15 protein-coding genes and 1 tRNA gene are annotated in these 17,168 nt (G+C 72.1%); 10 read left to right on the top strand and 6 right to left on the bottom strand.

All coding sequences use genetic code 11. The annotated features are described in order from the left end of the window. Window positions 1-5: 5 nt before the first annotated feature. Window positions 6-587, bottom strand: a complete 582-nt coding sequence (locus tag ACTRO_RS22215) for a TMEM165/GDT1 family protein (protein WP_034265879.1) — start codon at window positions 585-587, stop codon at window positions 6-8. A gap of 97 nt (window positions 588-684) precedes the next feature. Beyond that, a complete protein-coding gene (locus ACTRO_RS22210) occupies window positions 685-921 on the bottom strand; it encodes a hypothetical protein (protein WP_034265876.1) in 237 nt (78 codons plus the stop codon). Between the two features lie 493 nt (window positions 922-1,414). Here ACTRO_RS22210 and ACTRO_RS22205 point away from each other — a divergent pair, with 493 nt between their 5' ends. The 4 genes from ACTRO_RS22205 to ACTRO_RS22190 all read left to right on the top strand — a co-directional run bounded on the left by ACTRO_RS22205 (window position 1,415) and on the right by ACTRO_RS22190 (window position 6,601). Beyond that, the gene (locus ACTRO_RS22205; protein ID WP_342673771.1) at window positions 1,415-2,389 is read left to right on the top strand and encodes an acyl-ACP desaturase; all 975 of its coding nucleotides are present in this window, start codon (window positions 1,415-1,417) and stop codon (window positions 2,387-2,389) included. Between the two features lie 391 nt (window positions 2,390-2,780). Continuing rightward, window positions 2,781-3,803: an LPXTG cell wall anchor domain-containing protein gene (locus ACTRO_RS22200; protein ID WP_034265873.1), complete on the top strand. Its 1,023-nt coding sequence runs from the start codon at window positions 2,781-2,783 to the stop codon at window positions 3,801-3,803. A gap of 523 nt (window positions 3,804-4,326) precedes the next feature. Then, window positions 4,327-5,547 carry a glycosyltransferase gene (locus ACTRO_RS22195; RefSeq protein WP_051451204.1) on the top strand — a complete coding sequence of 407 codons (1,221 nt, stop codon included), beginning with the start codon at window positions 4,327-4,329 and terminating at the stop codon, window positions 5,545-5,547. A gap of 61 nt (window positions 5,548-5,608) precedes the next feature. Beyond that, window positions 5,609-6,601 carry an acetylxylan esterase gene (locus ACTRO_RS22190; RefSeq protein WP_034265870.1) on the top strand — a complete coding sequence of 331 codons (993 nt, stop codon included), beginning with the start codon at window positions 5,609-5,611 and terminating at the stop codon, window positions 6,599-6,601. Here ACTRO_RS22190 and ACTRO_RS22185 read toward each other — a convergent pair. From ACTRO_RS22185 to ACTRO_RS22170, 4 genes are all read right to left on the bottom strand, one after another. Then, window positions 6,598-7,512: a GNAT family N-acetyltransferase gene (locus ACTRO_RS22185; RefSeq protein WP_034265867.1), complete on the bottom strand. Its 915-nt coding sequence runs from the start codon at window positions 7,510-7,512 to the stop codon at window positions 6,598-6,600. The two genes, ACTRO_RS22190 and ACTRO_RS22185, sit on opposite strands and share 4 nt — an antisense overlap. A 47-nt stretch (window positions 7,513-7,559) precedes the next feature. Beyond that, a complete protein-coding gene (locus ACTRO_RS22180; RefSeq protein ID WP_034265864.1) occupies window positions 7,560-8,390 on the bottom strand; it encodes an isocitrate lyase/PEP mutase family protein in 831 nt (276 codons plus the stop codon). A gap of 43 nt (window positions 8,391-8,433) precedes the next feature. Continuing rightward, window positions 8,434-9,888 (bottom strand): glycosyltransferase family 39 protein, encoded by a 1,455-nt coding sequence (locus ACTRO_RS22175; protein ID WP_034265861.1) that lies wholly within the window; start codon window positions 9,886-9,888, stop codon window positions 8,434-8,436. 164 nt (window positions 9,889-10,052) lie between these two features. Next, a tRNA-Arg gene (locus ACTRO_RS22170) sits at window positions 10,053-10,127 on the bottom strand. A 151-nt stretch (window positions 10,128-10,278) separates the two neighbouring features. Here ACTRO_RS22170 and ACTRO_RS22165 point away from each other — a divergent pair. The 6 genes from ACTRO_RS22165 to thrC all read left to right on the top strand — a co-directional run bounded on the left by ACTRO_RS22165 (window position 10,279) and on the right by thrC (window position 17,164). Then, window positions 10,279-10,686 carry a response regulator gene (locus ACTRO_RS22165; protein WP_051451203.1) on the top strand — a complete coding sequence of 136 codons (408 nt, stop codon included), beginning with the start codon at window positions 10,279-10,281 and terminating at the stop codon, window positions 10,684-10,686. Between the two features lie 11 nt (window positions 10,687-10,697). After that, window positions 10,698-11,228 (top strand): MarR family winged helix-turn-helix transcriptional regulator, encoded by a 531-nt coding sequence (locus ACTRO_RS22160; protein WP_084316462.1) that lies wholly within the window; start codon window positions 10,698-10,700, stop codon window positions 11,226-11,228. Window positions 11,229-11,361: 133 nt separating this feature from the next. Continuing rightward, on the top strand, window positions 11,362-13,038 hold the full coding sequence (gene argS, locus ACTRO_RS22155; RefSeq protein ID WP_034265858.1) for an arginine--tRNA ligase: 1,677 nt from the start codon (window positions 11,362-11,364) through the stop codon (window positions 13,036-13,038). A gap of 123 nt (window positions 13,039-13,161) precedes the next feature. Continuing rightward, window positions 13,162-14,586, top strand: a complete 1,425-nt coding sequence (gene lysA, locus ACTRO_RS22150; protein WP_034265855.1) for a diaminopimelate decarboxylase — start codon at window positions 13,162-13,164, stop codon at window positions 14,584-14,586. A gap of 107 nt (window positions 14,587-14,693) precedes the next feature. Beyond that, window positions 14,694-15,986 (top strand): homoserine dehydrogenase, encoded by a 1,293-nt coding sequence (locus tag ACTRO_RS22145; RefSeq protein ID WP_034265852.1) that lies wholly within the window; start codon window positions 14,694-14,696, stop codon window positions 15,984-15,986. A 95-nt stretch (window positions 15,987-16,081) separates the two neighbouring features. Then, window positions 16,082-17,164 (top strand): threonine synthase, encoded by a 1,083-nt coding sequence (gene thrC, locus ACTRO_RS22140; protein WP_034265848.1) that lies wholly within the window; start codon window positions 16,082-16,084, stop codon window positions 17,162-17,164. The last annotated feature ends 4 nt before the right edge of the window (window positions 17,165-17,168 follow it).

The raw sequence follows: 17,168 nt of genomic DNA, 5'->3' as shown, positions 1-17,168 counted from the left end.
GCGGCTCAGGCGAGGGCGGAGTAGAGCGAGAAGCCGGCCAGCGCCAGCATGATCGCGGCCGCGGCCCGGATGACGAACTTCAGCGGTACAACGCGCAGCAGCGCCTGACCGCCGAGGATCGCGATGGCGGCCACCGCCCACAGCGCCAGCACGGCGCCGATGGCGACCGGCAGCCAGTCGTACTTCGCCGCCAGGTTCGCCGTGACGATCTGGGTCAGGTCGCCGAACTCCGCCACGGTGATGACGCTGAAGCTCACCAGCGTCGCCCGCCACGGGCTGGAGACCTGCTTGACCTCGGGCTCCTCCTCCTGCGCGGCGCCGTCGCGGGACTGCCAGAGCATGAGCCCGGCGCCGATCAGGAACAGCGCGGCGACCACGCCTTCGAGCGCGCGGTGCGGCAGCAGGGCGAGCAGCGAGCCCGCCGCGACCGCGATGGCCACCTGCACGGTGAACCCGGCGGCCGCCCCGATGAAGACGTAGCGGCCCGGGTAGCGGGTGGCGAGGACGAGCGAGGCCAGTGCCGTCTTGTCCGGCAGCTCCGAGAGGAAGATCAGGGCGAACGTGGTGGCTAGGACGGCGAAGCTCACCGGCCGAGTGTACGTCAACGGTCGAGCGGACACATCGCTCCGCAGCGAGCGGACCTTGGCGAATGCGGGCGTGGGACGGTGCGGTGGGCGCGGGCGCTCAGGACCCGTAGAAGGCGCGCTTGAGCGCGAGCATGCCGAGCACCACGCCGCAGCCGACCGCGCCGACGACCGCGCCGTAACCCGGTCCCGCGCCCTCGGTGGCGGCCAGGAAGCCCATGACGACGCCGACGCCCGCGCTCGGCGCGAGATCGGCCCGCAGGGATCCCGCGGCGCGCGGGGGCTCGCCGCTCGGGTCTGCGGCCGGATCGGCGGGCGCGGAGGGCTTGGTCGGCATGCGAAGAGGGTAACCGGCGCTCGGCGGCTGAGACAGGGGCCGAGGCGGAGAGGAGTGGAAGTGGAGCGGAGAAACGCATCGCCGCACCGGTGCGGCGGCGCGGCGATGTCTGGTTTCTCTCCGGTTCGCCCGGGCTCAGGGACCTGGCGAAGCGGTTCGGGCCCCAGCGCACTCACGGCGGCCGGGGTCCACCCTCGCAAGCTAGCGTGGCCCACGTCACCCAATTTGTCAACTGCGGCAACAAAATTGCCCTATTCGGCCACCCTGCGTACACGGACGCGCGCGCCGCGCCGCCTGACACAGCCCTCGAACCGGCTCGATGCGGCACGTCGGCGCACCGGCCGGAAAATTGCTTGACTTCCCGGCACCGGGTTACCCGACAGTGCTGGCGCGCAGCCCCATCTTGGGCTACGGTGGCGTAACTTACGCATCCGTAACCGTAACCCCAACCCCCCGAAAACCCGGTCCAGCCAGGAGAACCGTCGTGAGCCTCATCGCAGAGCAGTCGCAGGCCCCGAGTGTGCCGCTGCGCGCGGAGTTGAGCCAGTCCGAGCTGCTGCGCGAGCTCGAGCCGGTGGTCGAGGCCAACCTCAACCGGCATCTCGGCGTGGCCAAGGAGTGGTTCCCGCACTCCTACGTGCCCTGGAGCGAAGGCCGCGACTTCGACGGCCCGCTCGACGGCGAGGCGTGGGAGGTGGGCCAGTCCCGGCTGGACGAGACCGCGCGCACCTCGATGATCCTGAACCTGCTCACCGAGGACAACCTGCCCAGCTACCACCACGAGATCGCGGTGCTCTTCGGCCGGGACGGCGCCTGGGGCAACTGGGTGCACCGGTGGACCGCGGAGGAGGGCCGGCACGGCATCGCCATCCGCGACTACCTGCTCACCACCCGGGCGGTGGACCCGGTGGAGCTCGAGCGGGCCCGGATGACGCACATGTCCGCCGGCTACGTCTCGCCCAACTCGCACCTGGCGCTCAACTCGATCGCGTACGTCTCGTTCCAGGAGCTGGCCACCCGCATCTCGCACCGCAACACCGGCTCGTACTCCAACGAGAAGCTGTGCGACCAGCTGCTGCAGAAGATCGCCAACGACGAGAACCTGCACATGGTCTTCTACCGCAACCTGCTCGGCGCGGCCTTCGAGCTCAGCCCGGACCAGGCCATGCGCGCGGTGGTGGACGTGGTGCGCAACTTCGCGATGCCCGGCGCCGGGGTGGAGAACTTCGGCCGCAAGTCGGTGCAGATCGCCGTGGCCGGCATCTACAACCTGCGCATCCACCGCGACGAGGTGCTCGCCCCGGTGCTGCGCCACCTGCGCGTGTTCGAGCGCACCGACCTGCACGCCGCGGGCGAGCAGTCGCGTGAGGAGCTCGCCGAGATCATGGACGCGCTCGACGGGGCGGCCGCGCGGTTCGAGGAGAAGTGCGAGGCCCGGCGGGCCCGCGAGGCGGCCCGCAAGGGCTAGCGCGGCTTCGGCGGCTTCGGCGGCTTCGGCAGGGGTAAGGGTGACGGCGGCGGGCGGCGCTGCGGTGCGTTCGTCCGCTCGTCCGCTCGGATGACATCGGCCGGCCGGCTCGGCGATTCCCGCGGCGAACCTCCACTGAATCAGTGAGCGGATGATCTACTTCGAGTGGGCCCCGGCCGCCTCCGCGGGCGCAGCCGCAGGTGCGGGCCTCGCGGGCGGCATTCGGTTAGGCCGCGGGCGGATCGCCGCCGCGGCTGTTAACTAAATACTTTTATCAATATTCATCCTTGTAGCGTAAACCTGAGTGACCTCCGTCGGATTGCGGCGTTGCCCCGGGAAGGGCCGGTCCTTCGACCGCCTCGTTTCCTCCGACTGATCAGTAGAGGTCCCCATGTACGACTTGGCCAAGCGCAGCCTGGTCTTGACGGTCGCCACCGGCGGACTGTTGTTAACCGGCTCGGCCTTCTCCCCGGCGATGGCTGCCGAGGGACTGGGCCCGGCTCAGGGCCCGACGCACGCGCAGGAGTCGGCGGACGCCGTCAGCGCGTACCAGGCCCTGCACGCGGCGACAGCATCCGGATCCGGCGAGGCGGCGGCACCGGCCGTGCCGCACGGCGCGGCGCAGCCGCCCGATCTGCTCTTCCCGCAGGCGTCGACCGGGGATCCGGCCGACGCCGGCGCCCCGCACGCGCTCGACCCCGGCACCGCCCAGGGCCGCGATCCCTTCCAGGTGCCGGTCGACCTCGGCCGGCAGCTGTGCGACTCCGTGCGCGCCGAGTTCTCGGCCGCCGCCGCTGCCGAGAGCGCCTGCGGCGCCGACACCGGAGCCGGCCCGGGCGCCCAGTACCCGGCCGGTCCGGCGCGGCCCGACTGCGCCGGCATGGTCACCGCCGCGCACCTCGGGCAGGCCCAGGCCGACGCGCGCCGTTCCCCCTGCGTGACTGCGGAAGGCAGCGCCGCGCCCCTGCCGGACGCATCGGCAGCGGGTTCCTACGGCGCCAGCGCCACCGCCCCGTCGCCGGGCTTCGGCCGCATGCCGATCGCCGTGCCCGTGTCGATGCCGATGATGCGCTCCGGCGCGCCGATGGGCTGCACCGACGAGGACGCCCCGGCCTTCGGCGCGGACCCGCAGTCCGCCGCCGCCTCGCAGACGAACGACCCCTGCCTGCCGAGCCCGGAGTGGTACCCGACCATCCCGTCGCACCACCCGACCTGCCCCCCGCCGCCGAAGTGCCCGCCGACCGCGCCGCCGTCGCCGGTCACCCACAGCATTCCGCCGACGGCCCCGCCGACCATGAGCCGCCTGCCGCAGACCGGTGCCGACATCGATGTGGCGCTCGGTGTGGCCGGTGCCGCCCTGCTCGCGGGCGCCGGCCTGAGCGGCGCCGCGCGCCACCGCCGGCGCGACCAGTGAGCCGGTCGACCGCGACCGCGGCCTGAGCACGCCGCCAGGCCCCCCGATCGGTCCCCGGGGCCACCGCCCCGGACCGGACCTCCGGCCGACGGCCGGAGGCGCTGTCACCCCGAAGGGCGGTTCCCAACCGGAACCGCCCTTCCCGGCGTCCGCGCCGTGGCGTGCGGCGTGGAAATTTCGCCGATCATCGCACGCCGGCCCGGCCGGAGCGAAACAGCGCTCTGCCGGCCCGCGCGGAGCCGGCCGCCGTCCGCCCGGACCCGGCGCTCTCGGCGAGATGGGGCGCACGGAGGGCTTTTGATGGAAATCTTGCCTTCCCTTGACCTAACTTTGGTGTGGTGCCGGACGGCTCACGGCCGCACCGGGCACCGCCGAGGGGGCAGGCGATGATCTGGGGTCTCGAACCCGTGCATGCGCGCGTCACGACGGGGGCAGAAGTCCATCCGGCTTCTGCTAACTTGCTCCAACCGCGACGGGCGACGGCGCCCGCAGCGTCGGCGATCGTCGTTTCCTGGAGGTACCCATGAGCGCCACCATGCGATCCGGTTCGGGCGCATCGCTCACCGCTCCGGATGCGGCAGCCGCGCCGGCCCGGCCGCAGAGCCCTTTCACGGTCCTGATCCCGAGCCGGGACGAGGCCGAGAACGTCGAAGCGCTGCTGGCCGGACTCGCCGAGGCCCTCGTCGGACTGCCGTCGGCCCGGGTGCTGTTCGTGGACGACTCCACCGACGGGACCGACGAGCTGATCAGGGCACTGGCACCGTCGACCGGCCTGGAAATCCAGGTGCTGCACCGGGAATCGCCGGGCGGCGGGCTCGGCGGGGCCGTGGCCGCCGGCCTGTCCGCGGCCGAGACGCCCTGGTGCGTGGTCATGGACGCGGACCTGCGCCACCCGCCGCGGCTGGTGCCCGCGCTCGTGGCCGAGGGCGAACGCCGCGACGCCCAGCTCGTGGTCGGCACCCGGTACCGCGGCGGGCCGCGGGCCGAGGGCTCCGACACATCCATACGCCCTCTGATATCGGCGGCCTGCGGCCTGCTGGCCCGGCTCTCCTTCCCCCGGATCCTGTCCGGCATCAGCGACCCGATGAGCGGTTTCTTCGCCGTCCGGCGCGACCTGTGGGAGTCCGCCGAGCTCCAACCGGACGGTCACAAGATCCTGCTGGAGCTGGCCGTGCGCACCCGCCCCAGCGCCGTCGCCGAACTGCCCTGCGGCTTCCAGCCGAGGCGCGAGGGCACCTCCAAGGCCGGCCCGCTCGTGGGCCTGCGCTTCCTGCGGAACCTGACCGTGCTGCGGGCCTCCGGCACCCGGGCCCAGATGCTCGCGTTCGGCCTCATCGGCGCCTCCGGCCTGCTGCCCAACCTCGCCGTCACCTGGGCGCTGGTGCGCTGGAGCGGGGTCGGCTACGTGGTCGCCGCGATCCTGGCCAACCAGGCCGCGATGCTGTGGAACTTTCTGCTGATCGACCTGCTGCTCTTCCACCACCGCCGGTCCGGCCACTGGGCCGCGCGGCTCGGCCGGTTCACCGTGCTGGCCAACTTCGATCTGGTCGGCCGGATCCCGCTGCTGTCGTTTCTGGTGCGGGTGGCGCACCTCGGGCCCGTCTGGGCCACCGGCGTCACACTGCTGGCGGCCTCGGCGGTCCGTTTCGTGGTGACCGACCGCGCGCTCTACCGCCGCAAGGGCGAGCCGGCCGCCGTGCTGGAGCCCGTCGCCCTGGCCGAGACCGCGATCGAGGCCGGGTGAGCCGCGTCGCGGGTGAGACGGGCCTTCGTCGAAGCCGGGGTTCGATGTTACTGTCCGATCCATGGCACTGATCGATCTGAGTCTGGACCAGCTGCGCGACTACCGCCCGGAGCGCGTCGAGCCCGAGGACTTCGACCAGTTCTGGGCGCAGACGCTCTCCGCCGCGGACGCCCACCCGATCGCCGCCGCCTTCGAGCCGGTGGACACCGGTCTGCGGCTGGTGTCCGTGGACGACGTCACGTTCGCCGGCTACGACGGCCAGCCGATCAAGGGCTGGCTGGTGCGCCCGGCCCAGGCCGAGGGCCCGCTGCCCTGCGTCGTCGAGTTCTGCGGCTACGGCGGCGGCCGCGGCCTGCCGCACGAGCAGCTGTTCTGGGCCAACGCCGGCTACGCCCACTTCCTGATGGACACCCGCGGCCAGGGCGGCGGCTGGCGGGTCGGGCACACCCCGGACGACGGCGCGGACGGCGCGGGCCCGAGCATCAACGGGTACATGACCCGCGGCATCCAGTCCCCGGAGACGTACTACTACCGCCGGCTGTTCACCGACGCGGTGCGCGCGGTGCAGGCAGCCCGGCAGCACCCCGCCGTCGACCCGGCTCGCATCATCACGGCCGGCGGCAGCCAGGGCGGCGGGATCTCGCTGGCCGTGGCGGGCCTGGTGCCGGACCTCGCCGGCGTGCTCGCCGACGTGCCGTTCCTGCAGCACTTCCGCCGCGCCACCGAGATCACCGACGGATACCCGTACAAGGAGATCGCGGCCTTCCTGGCCACCCAGCGCGACCGGGTCGAGCAGGTCTTCAGCACCCTGTCGTACTTCGACGGCCTCAACTTCGCCACCCGCGCCAACGCCCCCGCGCTCTACACCGTCGCGCTGATGGACGACATCTGCCCGCCCTCGACGGTCTTCGCGTCCTACAACCACTACGCGGGCCCGAAGGAGATCTCGGTCTTCCCGTACAACGGCCACGAAGGCGGCGGCCCGTTCAACGCCCCCAGCCAGCTCGAGTTCGTGCGCAAGCTGCTCAAGGACCAGGCCGTGTCTTCGAACTAGCGTCGGATCAGGCCGCATCCCGGCGCCGGTCGGTCCGCGAGCTCCAGCCGGATCCGGTCGCCCACCGGGCGGAAGCCGAGGCGCTGGTAGAGCGCATTGCTGGTGGGGTTGGCCAGGTCGGTGAACAGCAGGACCTCTTCGGCGCCGTCGTCGAGCAGAGCGCGGCAGACGGCCGCGGTGGCGGCGCCCGCGTAGCCCTGGCCGCGCGCGTCCTTCGGCGTGTAGACCGGCCCGATCCGGCCCGCCCCGGCCACGATCGGGGCGTGGCCGGCCAGGGAGACCACGCGGTCCGCGCCGTCGCACCAGACCCGGAACAGGCCCTCCTCGATCCGGGCCTGGGCCACGCGCTGCGGATTGACCAGGCTGCCCGGCGGCTGGGTGTAGTCCACCTCGGCCCAGAACTCCTCCAGGAACCGCGCCACCAGCGGCACGTCCCCGGAGTCGGCCGGCCTGATCCGGCCGGCCGGCGCCGGATCCGGCGCGACGAGCCGCTCGAGCCGGTACAGCCGCTGCCGTTCCGCGGCCCGCGGCTGATTGCCGGTGCGCGCGGTCCAGGCGGCGACGAAGGGCTCGAGCACGGTGTCGGGCAGATTGACCTCCCGGCCGTCGAGCCCGGTGTCCGCGGCCAGCATCAGCTCCGCGAACGCCTCCGCCGCCTCGGCCGGGACGTGCGAGAGCAGATAGCCGAACGGCGGGGTGCGCACGACCGCTCCGCCCGGCCGCCCGTCCCCGCCGAACCACACCGCGAGCTGCGGATCCGCCTCGCCGAAGGCGTGCGATCCGTGCCGGCGCAGCCGCGCGAACGTGGTCAGCAGCAAGGTGTTCGCCGCCGGGTCGGCGGACAGCAAAGGAATCGCCGTCTCGTCGAACTCGGCTATGTCCCGCGCGAAGATCCAGGTGTCCTGGTACATGGCGCCATTGTGCTCACCCACGAGGCCGGGCGCAGCGGAAACACCCGCTACCTCTTCATCATGAGGGCATTGATCTCCCCGTAGGACATGGTTTCGCGTACCGAGGCGTAGGTGCCGGCGTCCGCCAGCTCCAGCGCGGCGCGCCGCACCAGGCCGTAAGCGGCCTCCGCCACGGCCGAGCCCAGACTGACCCGGGCCACGCCGAGCCGACCGAGCTCGGACACGCTCGGCGTCTGGGGCTGCACCAGGACGTTGACGGGCGCGCCGATCCCCGCGGTCAGCGCCGAGATCTCCTGCGGCGAGGAGACTCCGGGCACGAAGACGCCGCTCGCCCCCGCCGCCAGGTAGGCCTCGGCGCGGGCCAGGGTCTCCTCCAGCCGCTCGGAGCCCTCGCCGACGCCGCGCAGGTAGAGGTCCACCCGAGCGTTGAGGTACAGCGGCACCCCGACTTTGTCCGCCGCCGCGCGAGCCGCGGCCAGCCGCTCCACCTGCTCGGTCACGGGCCGGATCGGGGTGGACCCGTCCCGGCGGCCGTCCTCGATGTTCACGCCCACGGCCCCGGCCGCGATCACCAGGCCGACCGTCTCGCCGACCTCGGCGGGCGTGGCGCCGAAGCCGGACTCGATGTCGGCCGTCACCGGCACGTCCACCGCGTCGGCGATGCGCCGGACCAGGTCCAGCATCAGATCGCGGGCCAGGTGGTCGCCGTCCGCGGCGCCGAGCCCCCAGGCCACGCCGGCGCTCGTGGTGGCCACGGCCGGAGCGCCGGTCGTGGCCACGATCCGGGCGCTGGCGACGTCCCAGGCGTTGGCGAGGGCGAGCGGGGAGCCGGGAATGTGCAGGGCGGAGAATGCCAGAGCTTTGTCGTGCAGAGTCATACCGCCATTAGATCGTTGCGCGCACCCGCGCCGCTAGCGGGAATCAGCCGACGAGCAGGGTCGCGTTACTGGTCAGCGCCGGGCCCATGGTGAACCATTCCATCTCCGCCAGCAGCATCAGCACGAAGCCGAACACGACGAAGCCGGTGCTCGTGCGCAGCAGCCGGCGCCGGCTGGCGACCACCGCGAGACAGGCGATGACCCACGGAATGAAGGCGAGCGCGTAGCGGGCCGAGACCAGGACGAAGTACTCGTCGTTGGCCGTGAACACCTGAAGCTCCACCACGATCGCGATCGAGGTGACCCCGACGAAGGTGGCCGCGCCCAGCATCCAGCCCCAGGAGTAGGACTTGCTCGCGGTCATCAGCATCAGCGGCGCGGCGCAGAAGAGCACCGTCAGCAGCGTCGCCCAGATCACCACGGTCTCGCCGTTGATCTGCTGCTGCAGCTGGTACATCGTGGCCAGGTGCTGGAAGGTGTTGAACAGGTTGCTGAGTATGTCGCCGAGCGTCCAGCCCATTATCGGCACGCCGTTGGCCGCGTTCGGGTTCACCCAGTCCGCCACGCCGCGCCCGTTCTGCCAATGCGTCCAGACGAGATAGACCGCGCAGAAGGACACGAAGATGACCGAGCCCACCAGCGCCGCGCGTTTGGCCGCCGGCCAGTCCCGCTTGCGCGCGGCCGAGATCGCGATGCACCCGAGCACCGCGGCCACGATCACCATCGGCATGCCGTTGAGCGTCTTGGTGGCGCTGGCGAAGACGGTGGCCAGCAGCGGCAGCACCCAGCCGGTCTTCTTCTCGACGACGTAGCGCGCCAGCACCAACAGGGCCAACGCCCCCGAGAGCGCGGCCGGCGCGTCGCTCGTGATCTGCGTCGTGGACGCCAGCACCCCCGGCACCAGCGGCAGGAACGCCGCGCCCGCCGCCGCGTACTGCCACGCCGCCCGGAACCGGCGCAGCGCCAGGTAGAACACCATCATCGCCAGGAAGAGCCAGAGCGCGCCGACCGCCCGCCCGGCCGTGATGAAGTTGTGCGTCCCCGGCATGATCGGGCTGACCGCGCGGGCGATCAGGCCGGTCACGACGTAGTAGAGCGGCGGGTCGCCGAAGGTGTAGTCCTGCGGCACCCCGGTGGGGAACGAGGGTTGGCCGGTGCACGGGGCACCGCCCGTGAGGCCGGCCTGATCGTGGCAGTACGACTCGTAGTTCATCTCCGGCGCGATGAGCGTGCCCTTGGCCGGGAAGTGCAGCGTCGAGGCGCGGTAGGCGTAATCCGCGTGCGGTGCCTCGTCTGTGATCGACATCTCCGGCGCGCGCACCACCGCGATGAACACCATCGCGACCGCGAGGGCGAACAACCCCAGCGCCACCCACACGAACCGCCGCGCCGGCTCCCCGGCGATCAACCGGCCCGCCTGCTCCTCCGGCTCCTCCGGCTCGCCCGGAGACTCCGGCTCCTCATCGACTCGGTCCCGGTGAAGTACGTCAGACGTCATCAGTTCAGCTTTCGCAGCGAGCGTTGTGCGCCCCAAGCTAGGGCTCGGGCATTAAGTAAACATGAGATGGCGAGGTGTCGCTGGCGTCGGGTCGCGGCCGGTAAACGCCGTACGGACAAATAGAAAGCCGCGGCCTGACCGGCTGCGGCTTGCGGTGTGACTCGTGGTGCCCCCGGTAGGATTCGAACCTACGCCACCGCCTCCGGAGGGCGGTGCTCTATCCCCTGAGCTACGGGGGCGGCAACGTGAAGAACTGTACCAGTTCCGCGGAACGCCCCGCGCACGGGTTTGTCCGGCGGTACCGTGTCAACTGTGGCCGACGCACCTGAACCCTCCCCGGAAACCGGCTCTGAGCTGCGTGATCCCTCGGGCCGGCGGCGTGCGCCGCGGGTGCTGGTGGTGGACGACAGCGAGGTGATCCGGCAGCTGATCGCGGTGAACCTGGAGCTCGAGGGCTTCGAGGTGTTCCTGGCCGAGGACGGGCAGGACTGCCTCGAGCAGCTCCGCTCGCTCGTGCCGGACGCGATCACCCTGGACGTCGTGATGCCGCGGCTCGACGGCTTCGCCACGCTGGCGCGGCTGCGCGGCGCGGCGGCGACGCGCGAGCTGCCGGTGGTCATGGTGACGGCGTGCGCGCAGGAGTGCGACCTGGTGCGGGGGCGGGAGTTGGGCGTGCAGGCGTATCTGACCAAACCGTTCGATCCGCAGGAGCTGGTCCGTACGGTCCGGAAGGTAGTCTTCAGTCGGGCTTCAGCTTTTCCGGCCGGGGCCCGCCTTCCCGACACTTCCTACAAATAGACTGTGTGACCATGACCCTAGCGTCCGACCTTGAATCCGCAGGCGCTCCGACGGACACGGCGCGCGACACGGCGAAGACGGCGGGGGCGGAGCCGGGCTTGGCCGAGCTCTACCTGCGCACCGCGCACCGTATCCGACGGCGCTCGGCGCCCTCGTACGACCAGTTCGGCCTGACCGAGGCGCAGGCCAGGGCGCTGCGGGTGATCTCCCGCTACGAGCGGCCGCGGATGGCGGACCTGGCCCAGGCGCTCGAGGTGGTGCCGCGGTCGATCACGTCCATGGTGGACACGCTCGAGTCGGCCGGCTTCGTGGCCCGGCAGAACGACCCGACCGACCGCCGGGCGACCATCGTGGTGCTCACCGACGCCGGCGAGGACGTGCTCAGCCGAGTCGGGCGGATGCGCGCCGAGGCGGCCGAGCAGCTGTTCGCCAAGCTCGGGCCGGCCGAGCAGGGAGAGCTGCGGCGGATCCTCGAGGTGCTCGACGCGGGCGAAGAGCCGCTGCCGCCGCGCCGCGCGGGTGGACGACCGCAGGGTCGCTGACGGTTCGGATGCTCGCCGGGTCGCCGCGCCGGATCGCCGACGCACCCGACGTCGAACACGGCGTCGACGCAGCGCGTGTCCGCGAGCCGGGCGGATTGGGGCCGCGCCCTCGCGGTCCCGTAGCCTTGACCTCGTGACCCCCGCAGAACTCTCCGCCACCGTGCTCACCGCGATCCGCACCAGTGTGGACGCCGGGGAGCTTGCCCTGCCCGCCGACGTCCTGGCTTCGCTGGAGGTCGTCGTCGAGCGGCCGAAGAACCGCGAGCACGGCGACTACGCCACCAACGTCGCCCTGCGTCTGGCCAAGCCCTCCGGGCTGGCGTCGCGGGACGTGGCCGGGCTGCTCGCGACGCGGCTGGCGCACGCCGCGGGGATCAAGAGCGCCGAGGTGGCCGGGCCCGGGTTCCTCAACATCACCTTCGACGCCGCGACGCAGGGCGAGCTGGCCCGCACCGTCGTGCAGGCGGGCGCCGAGTACGGGCGCACCGACACCTTCGCCGGGCAGCGGATCAACCTCGAGTTCATCTCGGCCAACCCGACCGGCCCGATCCACATCGGCGGCGTGCGCTGGGCCGCGGTCGGCGACTCGCTGGCGCGGATCCTGCGGGCGAGCGGGGCCGAGGTCGTCGCCGAGTACTACATCAACGACGCCGGCACCCAGATCGACAAGTTCGCCGCCTCGCTGCACGCCGCCGCGCACGGCCGGCCGGTGCCCGAGGACGGCTACGTCGGCCAGTACATCGGCGACATCGCCCGGCGGATCGTCGAGGAGAACACGGGCGTGCTCGCGCTGCCCGAGGACGAGCAGCTCGCCGTCTTCCGCGCGGCCGGCCTGAAGCTGATGACCGCTCAGATCAAGCAGTCCACCGAGGATTTCGGCACGCACTTCGACGTCTGGTTCTCCGAGCAGTCGCTGCACGACTCGGGCGCGGTGGCCCAGGCCATCGAGCGGCTGCGCGAGCAGGGGCACGTCTTCGACCAGGACGGCGCGGTCTGGCTGCGCACCACCGACTTCGGCGACGACCGGGACCGGGTGCTGGTGCGCTCGAGCGGCGAGACCACGTACTTCGCCTCGGACGCGGCGTACTTCCTGAACAAGCGCGACCGCGGCTTCGCGCCGGCGATCTACCTGCTCGGCGCCGACCACCACGGGTACGTGGGACGGCTCAAGGCGATCGTGGCCTGCGCCGGTGCCGACCCGGACAAGGACATCGAGGTCCTGATCGGGCAGTTCGTGAAGATGCTCAAGGACGGCGAAGAGGTCCGCATGTCCAAGCGGGCCGGCAACATCATCACGATCGACGACGTGGTGGAGTGGATCGGCGTCGACGCGGCGCGCTACTCGCTGGTGCGCCAGTCGACCGACTCGAACATCACCCTCGACATCGACCTGCTGACCAAGCAGGCCACCGACAACCCGGTCTACTACATCCAGTACGCGCACGCGCGGATGTGCTCGGTCAAGCGGATGGCCGCGCAGCTGGACATCGACAGGGGCTCGGCCGGGGACTTCGACCCGGCGCTGCTGACCCACCCGAAGGAGAACGAGCTGCTCGGCAAGCTCGGCGAGTTCCCGCGGGTGATCGCCCAGGCGGGCGAGCTGCGCGAGGCGCACCGGATCGCGCAGTACCTCGAGGAGCTGGCGCGGGACTACCACCGGTTCTACGACGAGTGCCGGATTCTGCCGAAGGGCGACCTGGAGCTGCCGCTCGAGCTCACCCGGGCCCGGATGTGGCTGGCCGAGGCGGCGCAGACGGTGCTCGCCAACGGCCTCGGCCTGCTCGGCGTGTCCGCGCCCGAGCGCATGTGATCCCGCCCTCCAGTCGCCGGCTGTACTTGATTCCCGAGGGGACCGAATGAGCGAGCTTGCGAGCGAATCGTCAAGCACAGTGCCCGCGCGAATGCGCCGACCGGGCGCTAGCGAGGTGGTCGTATGAGCCGAGCCGCGCATCCGGCCGGACCCCGCTACGCCGACGTCCTGACCGCCGGCGGGGTCGGCGCGCCGCCGGCCGATCTGAACGCGCTGGATCCGAAGGTCTGGCCGATAACCGCCGCGCGCGACGAGGAGGGCGAGCTGACCCTCGGCGGGCTCGGCGTGCGCGAACTGGCGCGGCGTCAGGGCACGCCCAGCTACGTCATCGACGAGGCGGACTGGCGTCGCAGGGCCCGTACCTGGCTGGCCGCGTTCGGCAGCTTCGATCCGCAGGAGCCGCCGGTGCACTACGCCGGCAAGTCCTTCCTGTCCAAGGCGATCGCGCGCTGGGCGGCCGAGGAGGGCCTCGGGCTCGACGTCTGTTCCGGCGGCGAGCTCGCGGTGGCGCTGGCGGCCGAGTTCCCGGCGCACCGGATCACCTTCCACGGCAACAACAAGTCGGTGGCCGAGCTCGGCCGCGCGCTCGACGCCGGCGTCGGCCGGTTCGTGCTCGACTCGCACGACGAGATAGACCGGCTCGGCGCGGCTGCGCTCGAGCGCGGTGTGACGGCCTCGGTCATGGTCCGGGTGACGGTCGGGGTCGAGGCGCACACGCACGAGTTCATCGCCACCGCGCACGAGGACCAGAAGTTCGGCTTCTCGCTGGCCGGCGGCGAGGCGGCCGAGGCGGTGCGGCACGTGCTGAAGTTCCAGGCGGGCGGCGACCAGCCGGCCGCGCTGGAGCTGGTCGGCCTGCACTCGCACATCGGCTCGCAGATCTTCGACACGGCCGGCTTCGAGACGGCCGCGCACCGCGCCGTCGGGCTGCTGGCCGCGATCCGCGAGGAGCACGGCCTGGTGCTGCCCGAGCTCGACCTCGGCGGCGGCCTCGGCATCGCCTACACCAGCGAGGACGACCCGCAGGACGCGTTCAGCATCGTCGCCGCGCTCAAGGCGATCGTGGCACGCGAGTGCTTCGGCTACTCGCTGCCGACGCCGCGGATCACGGTGGAGCCGGGCCGGGCCATCTCCGGTCCGCCCGGGATCACGCTCTACGAGGTGGGCACGGTCAAGGTGCTCGAGGGCCTGCGCACGTACGTCTCGGTGGACGGCGGCATGAGCGACAACATCCGCACGGCGCTCTACGACGCGGTCTACAGCTGTGCGCTGGTCTCGCGCACCTCGGAGGCCGAGCCGATGCTGGCGCGCGTGGTCGGCAAGCACTGCGAGGCGGGCGACATCGTGGTCAAGGACGTCTGGCTGCCCGCGGACGTGCGCCCGGGCGACCTGCTCGCGGTGCCGGCGACCGGCGCGTACTGCCGGTCGATGGCCTCGAACTACAACCACGCGCTGCGTCCGCCGGTCGTCGCCGTGCACGACGGGACCGACCGGGTCCTGGTGCGGCGGGAGACCGAGGACGATCTGCTCGCGCTGGATCTCGGTTAGCGCGGCATCTGAAATTTCCGGTCTCACCCTGCGGACGCCGGAGGATTTCCGCGGATCGACGGGTGAGACTTAGGCAACACGAGCGAAGATACGAGAGGTTTCGGATCATGAGCGAACGCCCACTCAAGGTGGCGTTGTTGGGCTGCGGGGTCGTCGGCTCCGAGGTGGCCCGGCTCATGACGAGCACCGCGGCCGACCTGGGCGCGCGGATAGGGGCCGGGGTCGAGCTGGCCGGCATCGCCGTGCGCCGTCCCGGCCGCGCCCGCGACCTCCCGGTGGACCCGGCGCTGTTCACCAGCGACGCCCGCGAGCTGGTGTCCCGGCCCGGCGTGGACGTGGTCATCGAGGTGATCGGCGGCATCGAGCCCGCGCGCAGCCTGATCCTGGCCGCGATGGAGAACGGCGCGAGCGTCGTGACCGCGAACAAGGCCCTGCTGGCCGAGCACGGCGCGCAGCTGCACGCGGCGGCCGAGAAGCACGGCGTCGACCTGTACTACGAGGCCGCGGTGGCCGGGGCCATCCCGCTGCTGCGCCCGCTGCGCGAGTCGCTGGTGGGCGACAAGGTCAAGCGGGTGCTCGGCATCGTCAACGGCACCACCAACTTCATCCTGGACCGGATGGACTCCACCGGCGCCGGCTTCGACGAGGCGCTGGACGAGGCCACCGAGCTCGGGTACGCCGAGGCCGACCCGACCGCGGACGTCGAGGGCTTCGACGCCGCCGCGAAGGCCGCGATCCTCGCCTCCCTGGCCTTCCACACCAAGGTCACCGCCGCGGACGTGTACCGCGAGGGCATCACCGAGGTGAGCGCGTCGGACGTGGCCTCGGCCCGCGAGATGGGCTCCGTGGTCAAGCTCCTGGCGATCTGCGAGGTGGACGCGGCGCGCGAGTCGGTCACCGCGCGGGTGCACCCGGCGATGATCCCGCGCACCCACCCGCTGGCGGGCGTGCGCGAGGCGTACAACGCGGTGTTCGTCGAGTCCGAGGCGGCCGGCCAGCTGATGTTCTACGGCCCCGGCGCGGGCGGCACCCCGACGGCCAGCGCGGTGCTCGGCGACCTGGTCGCGGTCTGCCGCAACAAGGTCAACGGCGGCCGCGCCCCGGCCGTCTCCGCCTACGCCGACCTGCGGGTGGGCCCGATGGGCGAGGCCAGCACCCGCTACCACATCTCGCTCGACGTGGACGACAAGGCGGGCGTGCTCGCGCAGGTCGCCCAGATCTTCGCGCAGCAGGACGTGTCCATCCAGACCGTGCGCCAGTCCGGCCGGAACGAGGACGCGCGGCTGGTGGTGGCCACCCACGTGGCCTCGGACGCGGCGCTGAGCGGCACGGTGGAGCGGCTGCGGGCGCTGCCGACGGTGCGCGCGGTCGCCTCGGTCATGCGCGTCGAGGGCGAATAGCCGCGCTCGCGGTATCGACACGCGCCCGGCCCATCCAGCACCATGACAACCCCAGAGTCCGACGGGACGATCGGAATCCGACAGGAGAGCGCAGCATGACGGTCCAGACTGGCCAGCGGGTCGGGCGAGCATGGCGCGGGCTGATCGAGGAGTACCGGGACCGGCTCCCGGTGTCCGCGGACACCCCGGTGGTCACGCTGGGCGAGGGGGGCACGCCGCTGGTCTACGCGCCGACCGTGTCCGAGCTCACCGGCTGCGAGGTGCACCTGAAGGTCGAGGGGATGAACCCGACCGGCTCGTTCAAGGACCGCGGCATGACCATGGCCATCTCCAAGGCCGCCGAGGCCGGGGCCAAGGCCGTGATCTGCGGGTCCACCGGCAACACCAGCGCCTCGGCGGCCGCGTACGCGGTGCGCGCCGGGATGATGTGCGCGGTGCTGATCCCGGACGGCAAGATCGCCATGGGCAAGCTCAGCCAGGCGCTGGCCCACGGCGCGAAGATCCTGCAGGTGGCGGGCAACTTCGACGACTGCCTGACCATGGTGCGCGAGCTCGGCGAGCAGTACCCGGTGGCCGTGGTCAACTCCATCAACCCGGACCGGCTGGCCGGCCAGAAGACCGCCGCCTTCGAGATCGTGGACGAGCTCGGCGACGCGCCGGACGTGCACGTGCTGCCGGTGGGCAACGCGGGCAACATCTCGGCCTACTGGATGGGCTACTCGGAGTACGCCCGCGACGGGATCGCCACGCACCGGCCGCGGATGTTCGGCTTCCAGGCCGCGGGCGCGGCCCCGTTCGTCTCCGGCGGCCCGGTCAGCCACCCGCAGACCATCGCCACCGCCATCCGGATCGGCAACCCGGCGTCCTGGGACCTGGCCGTGGCCGCGCGCGAGGACTCCGGCGGCCTGATCGAGGCGGTGACCGACCGGGAGATCCTCTCCGCCTACCGGCTGCTGTCCTCGAAGGAGGGCGTGTTCGTGGAGCCCGCCAGCGCGGCCGGCGTGGCCGGGCTGCTCAAGCTGACCCGCGAGGGCCGGCTGGACCCGGGCCAGCGGATCACCGTGACGGTCACCGGCAACGGGCTCAAGGACGCGGACTGGGCCATCAACGGCGCGCCGCAGCCGCCCAAGGTGGCGTGCGACGTGGTCTCCGCCGCCGGGGTGCTGGGGCTCGCGTGAGCCC

This window comes from Actinospica robiniae DSM 44927, from assembly GCF_000504285.1.
GTDB lineage: Bacteria > Actinomycetota > Actinomycetes > Streptomycetales > Catenulisporaceae > Actinospica > Actinospica robiniae.
The sequence above is the reverse complement of the archived record's forward strand: the minus strand, read 5'-3'. Positions and strand labels throughout refer to the sequence as shown.

Bases quoted from the DNA above. Each gene is read 5' to 3' on its own strand.
- lysA (WP_034265855.1), top strand. From the start codon at position 13,162: ATGAGCCGAGCCGCGCATCCGGCCGGACCCCGCTACGCCGACGTCCTG.
- ACTRO_RS22175 (WP_034265861.1), bottom strand. From the start codon at position 9,888: ATGACGTCTGACGTACTTCACCGGGACCGAGTCGATGAGGAGCCGGAG.
- ACTRO_RS22200 (WP_034265873.1), top strand. From the start codon at position 2,781: ATGTACGACTTGGCCAAGCGCAGCCTGGTCTTGACGGTCGCCACCGGC.
- thrC (WP_034265848.1), top strand. From the start codon at position 16,082: ATGACGGTCCAGACTGGCCAGCGGGTCGGGCGAGCATGGCGCGGGCTG.
- ACTRO_RS22210 (WP_034265876.1), bottom strand. From the start codon at position 921: ATGCCGACCAAGCCCTCCGCGCCCGCCGATCCGGCCGCAGACCCGAGC.
- ACTRO_RS22195 (WP_051451204.1), top strand. From the start codon at position 4,327: ATGAGCGCCACCATGCGATCCGGTTCGGGCGCATCGCTCACCGCTCCG.
- ACTRO_RS22180 (WP_034265864.1), bottom strand. From the start codon at position 8,390: ATGACTCTGCACGACAAAGCTCTGGCATTCTCCGCCCTGCACATTCCC.
- ACTRO_RS22190 (WP_034265870.1), top strand. From the start codon at position 5,609: ATGGCACTGATCGATCTGAGTCTGGACCAGCTGCGCGACTACCGCCCG.
- ACTRO_RS22185 (WP_034265867.1), bottom strand. From the start codon at position 7,512: ATGTACCAGGACACCTGGATCTTCGCGCGGGACATAGCCGAGTTCGAC.
- ACTRO_RS22160 (WP_084316462.1), top strand. From the start codon at position 10,698: ATGACCCTAGCGTCCGACCTTGAATCCGCAGGCGCTCCGACGGACACG.
- ACTRO_RS22145 (WP_034265852.1), top strand. From the start codon at position 14,694: ATGAGCGAACGCCCACTCAAGGTGGCGTTGTTGGGCTGCGGGGTCGTC.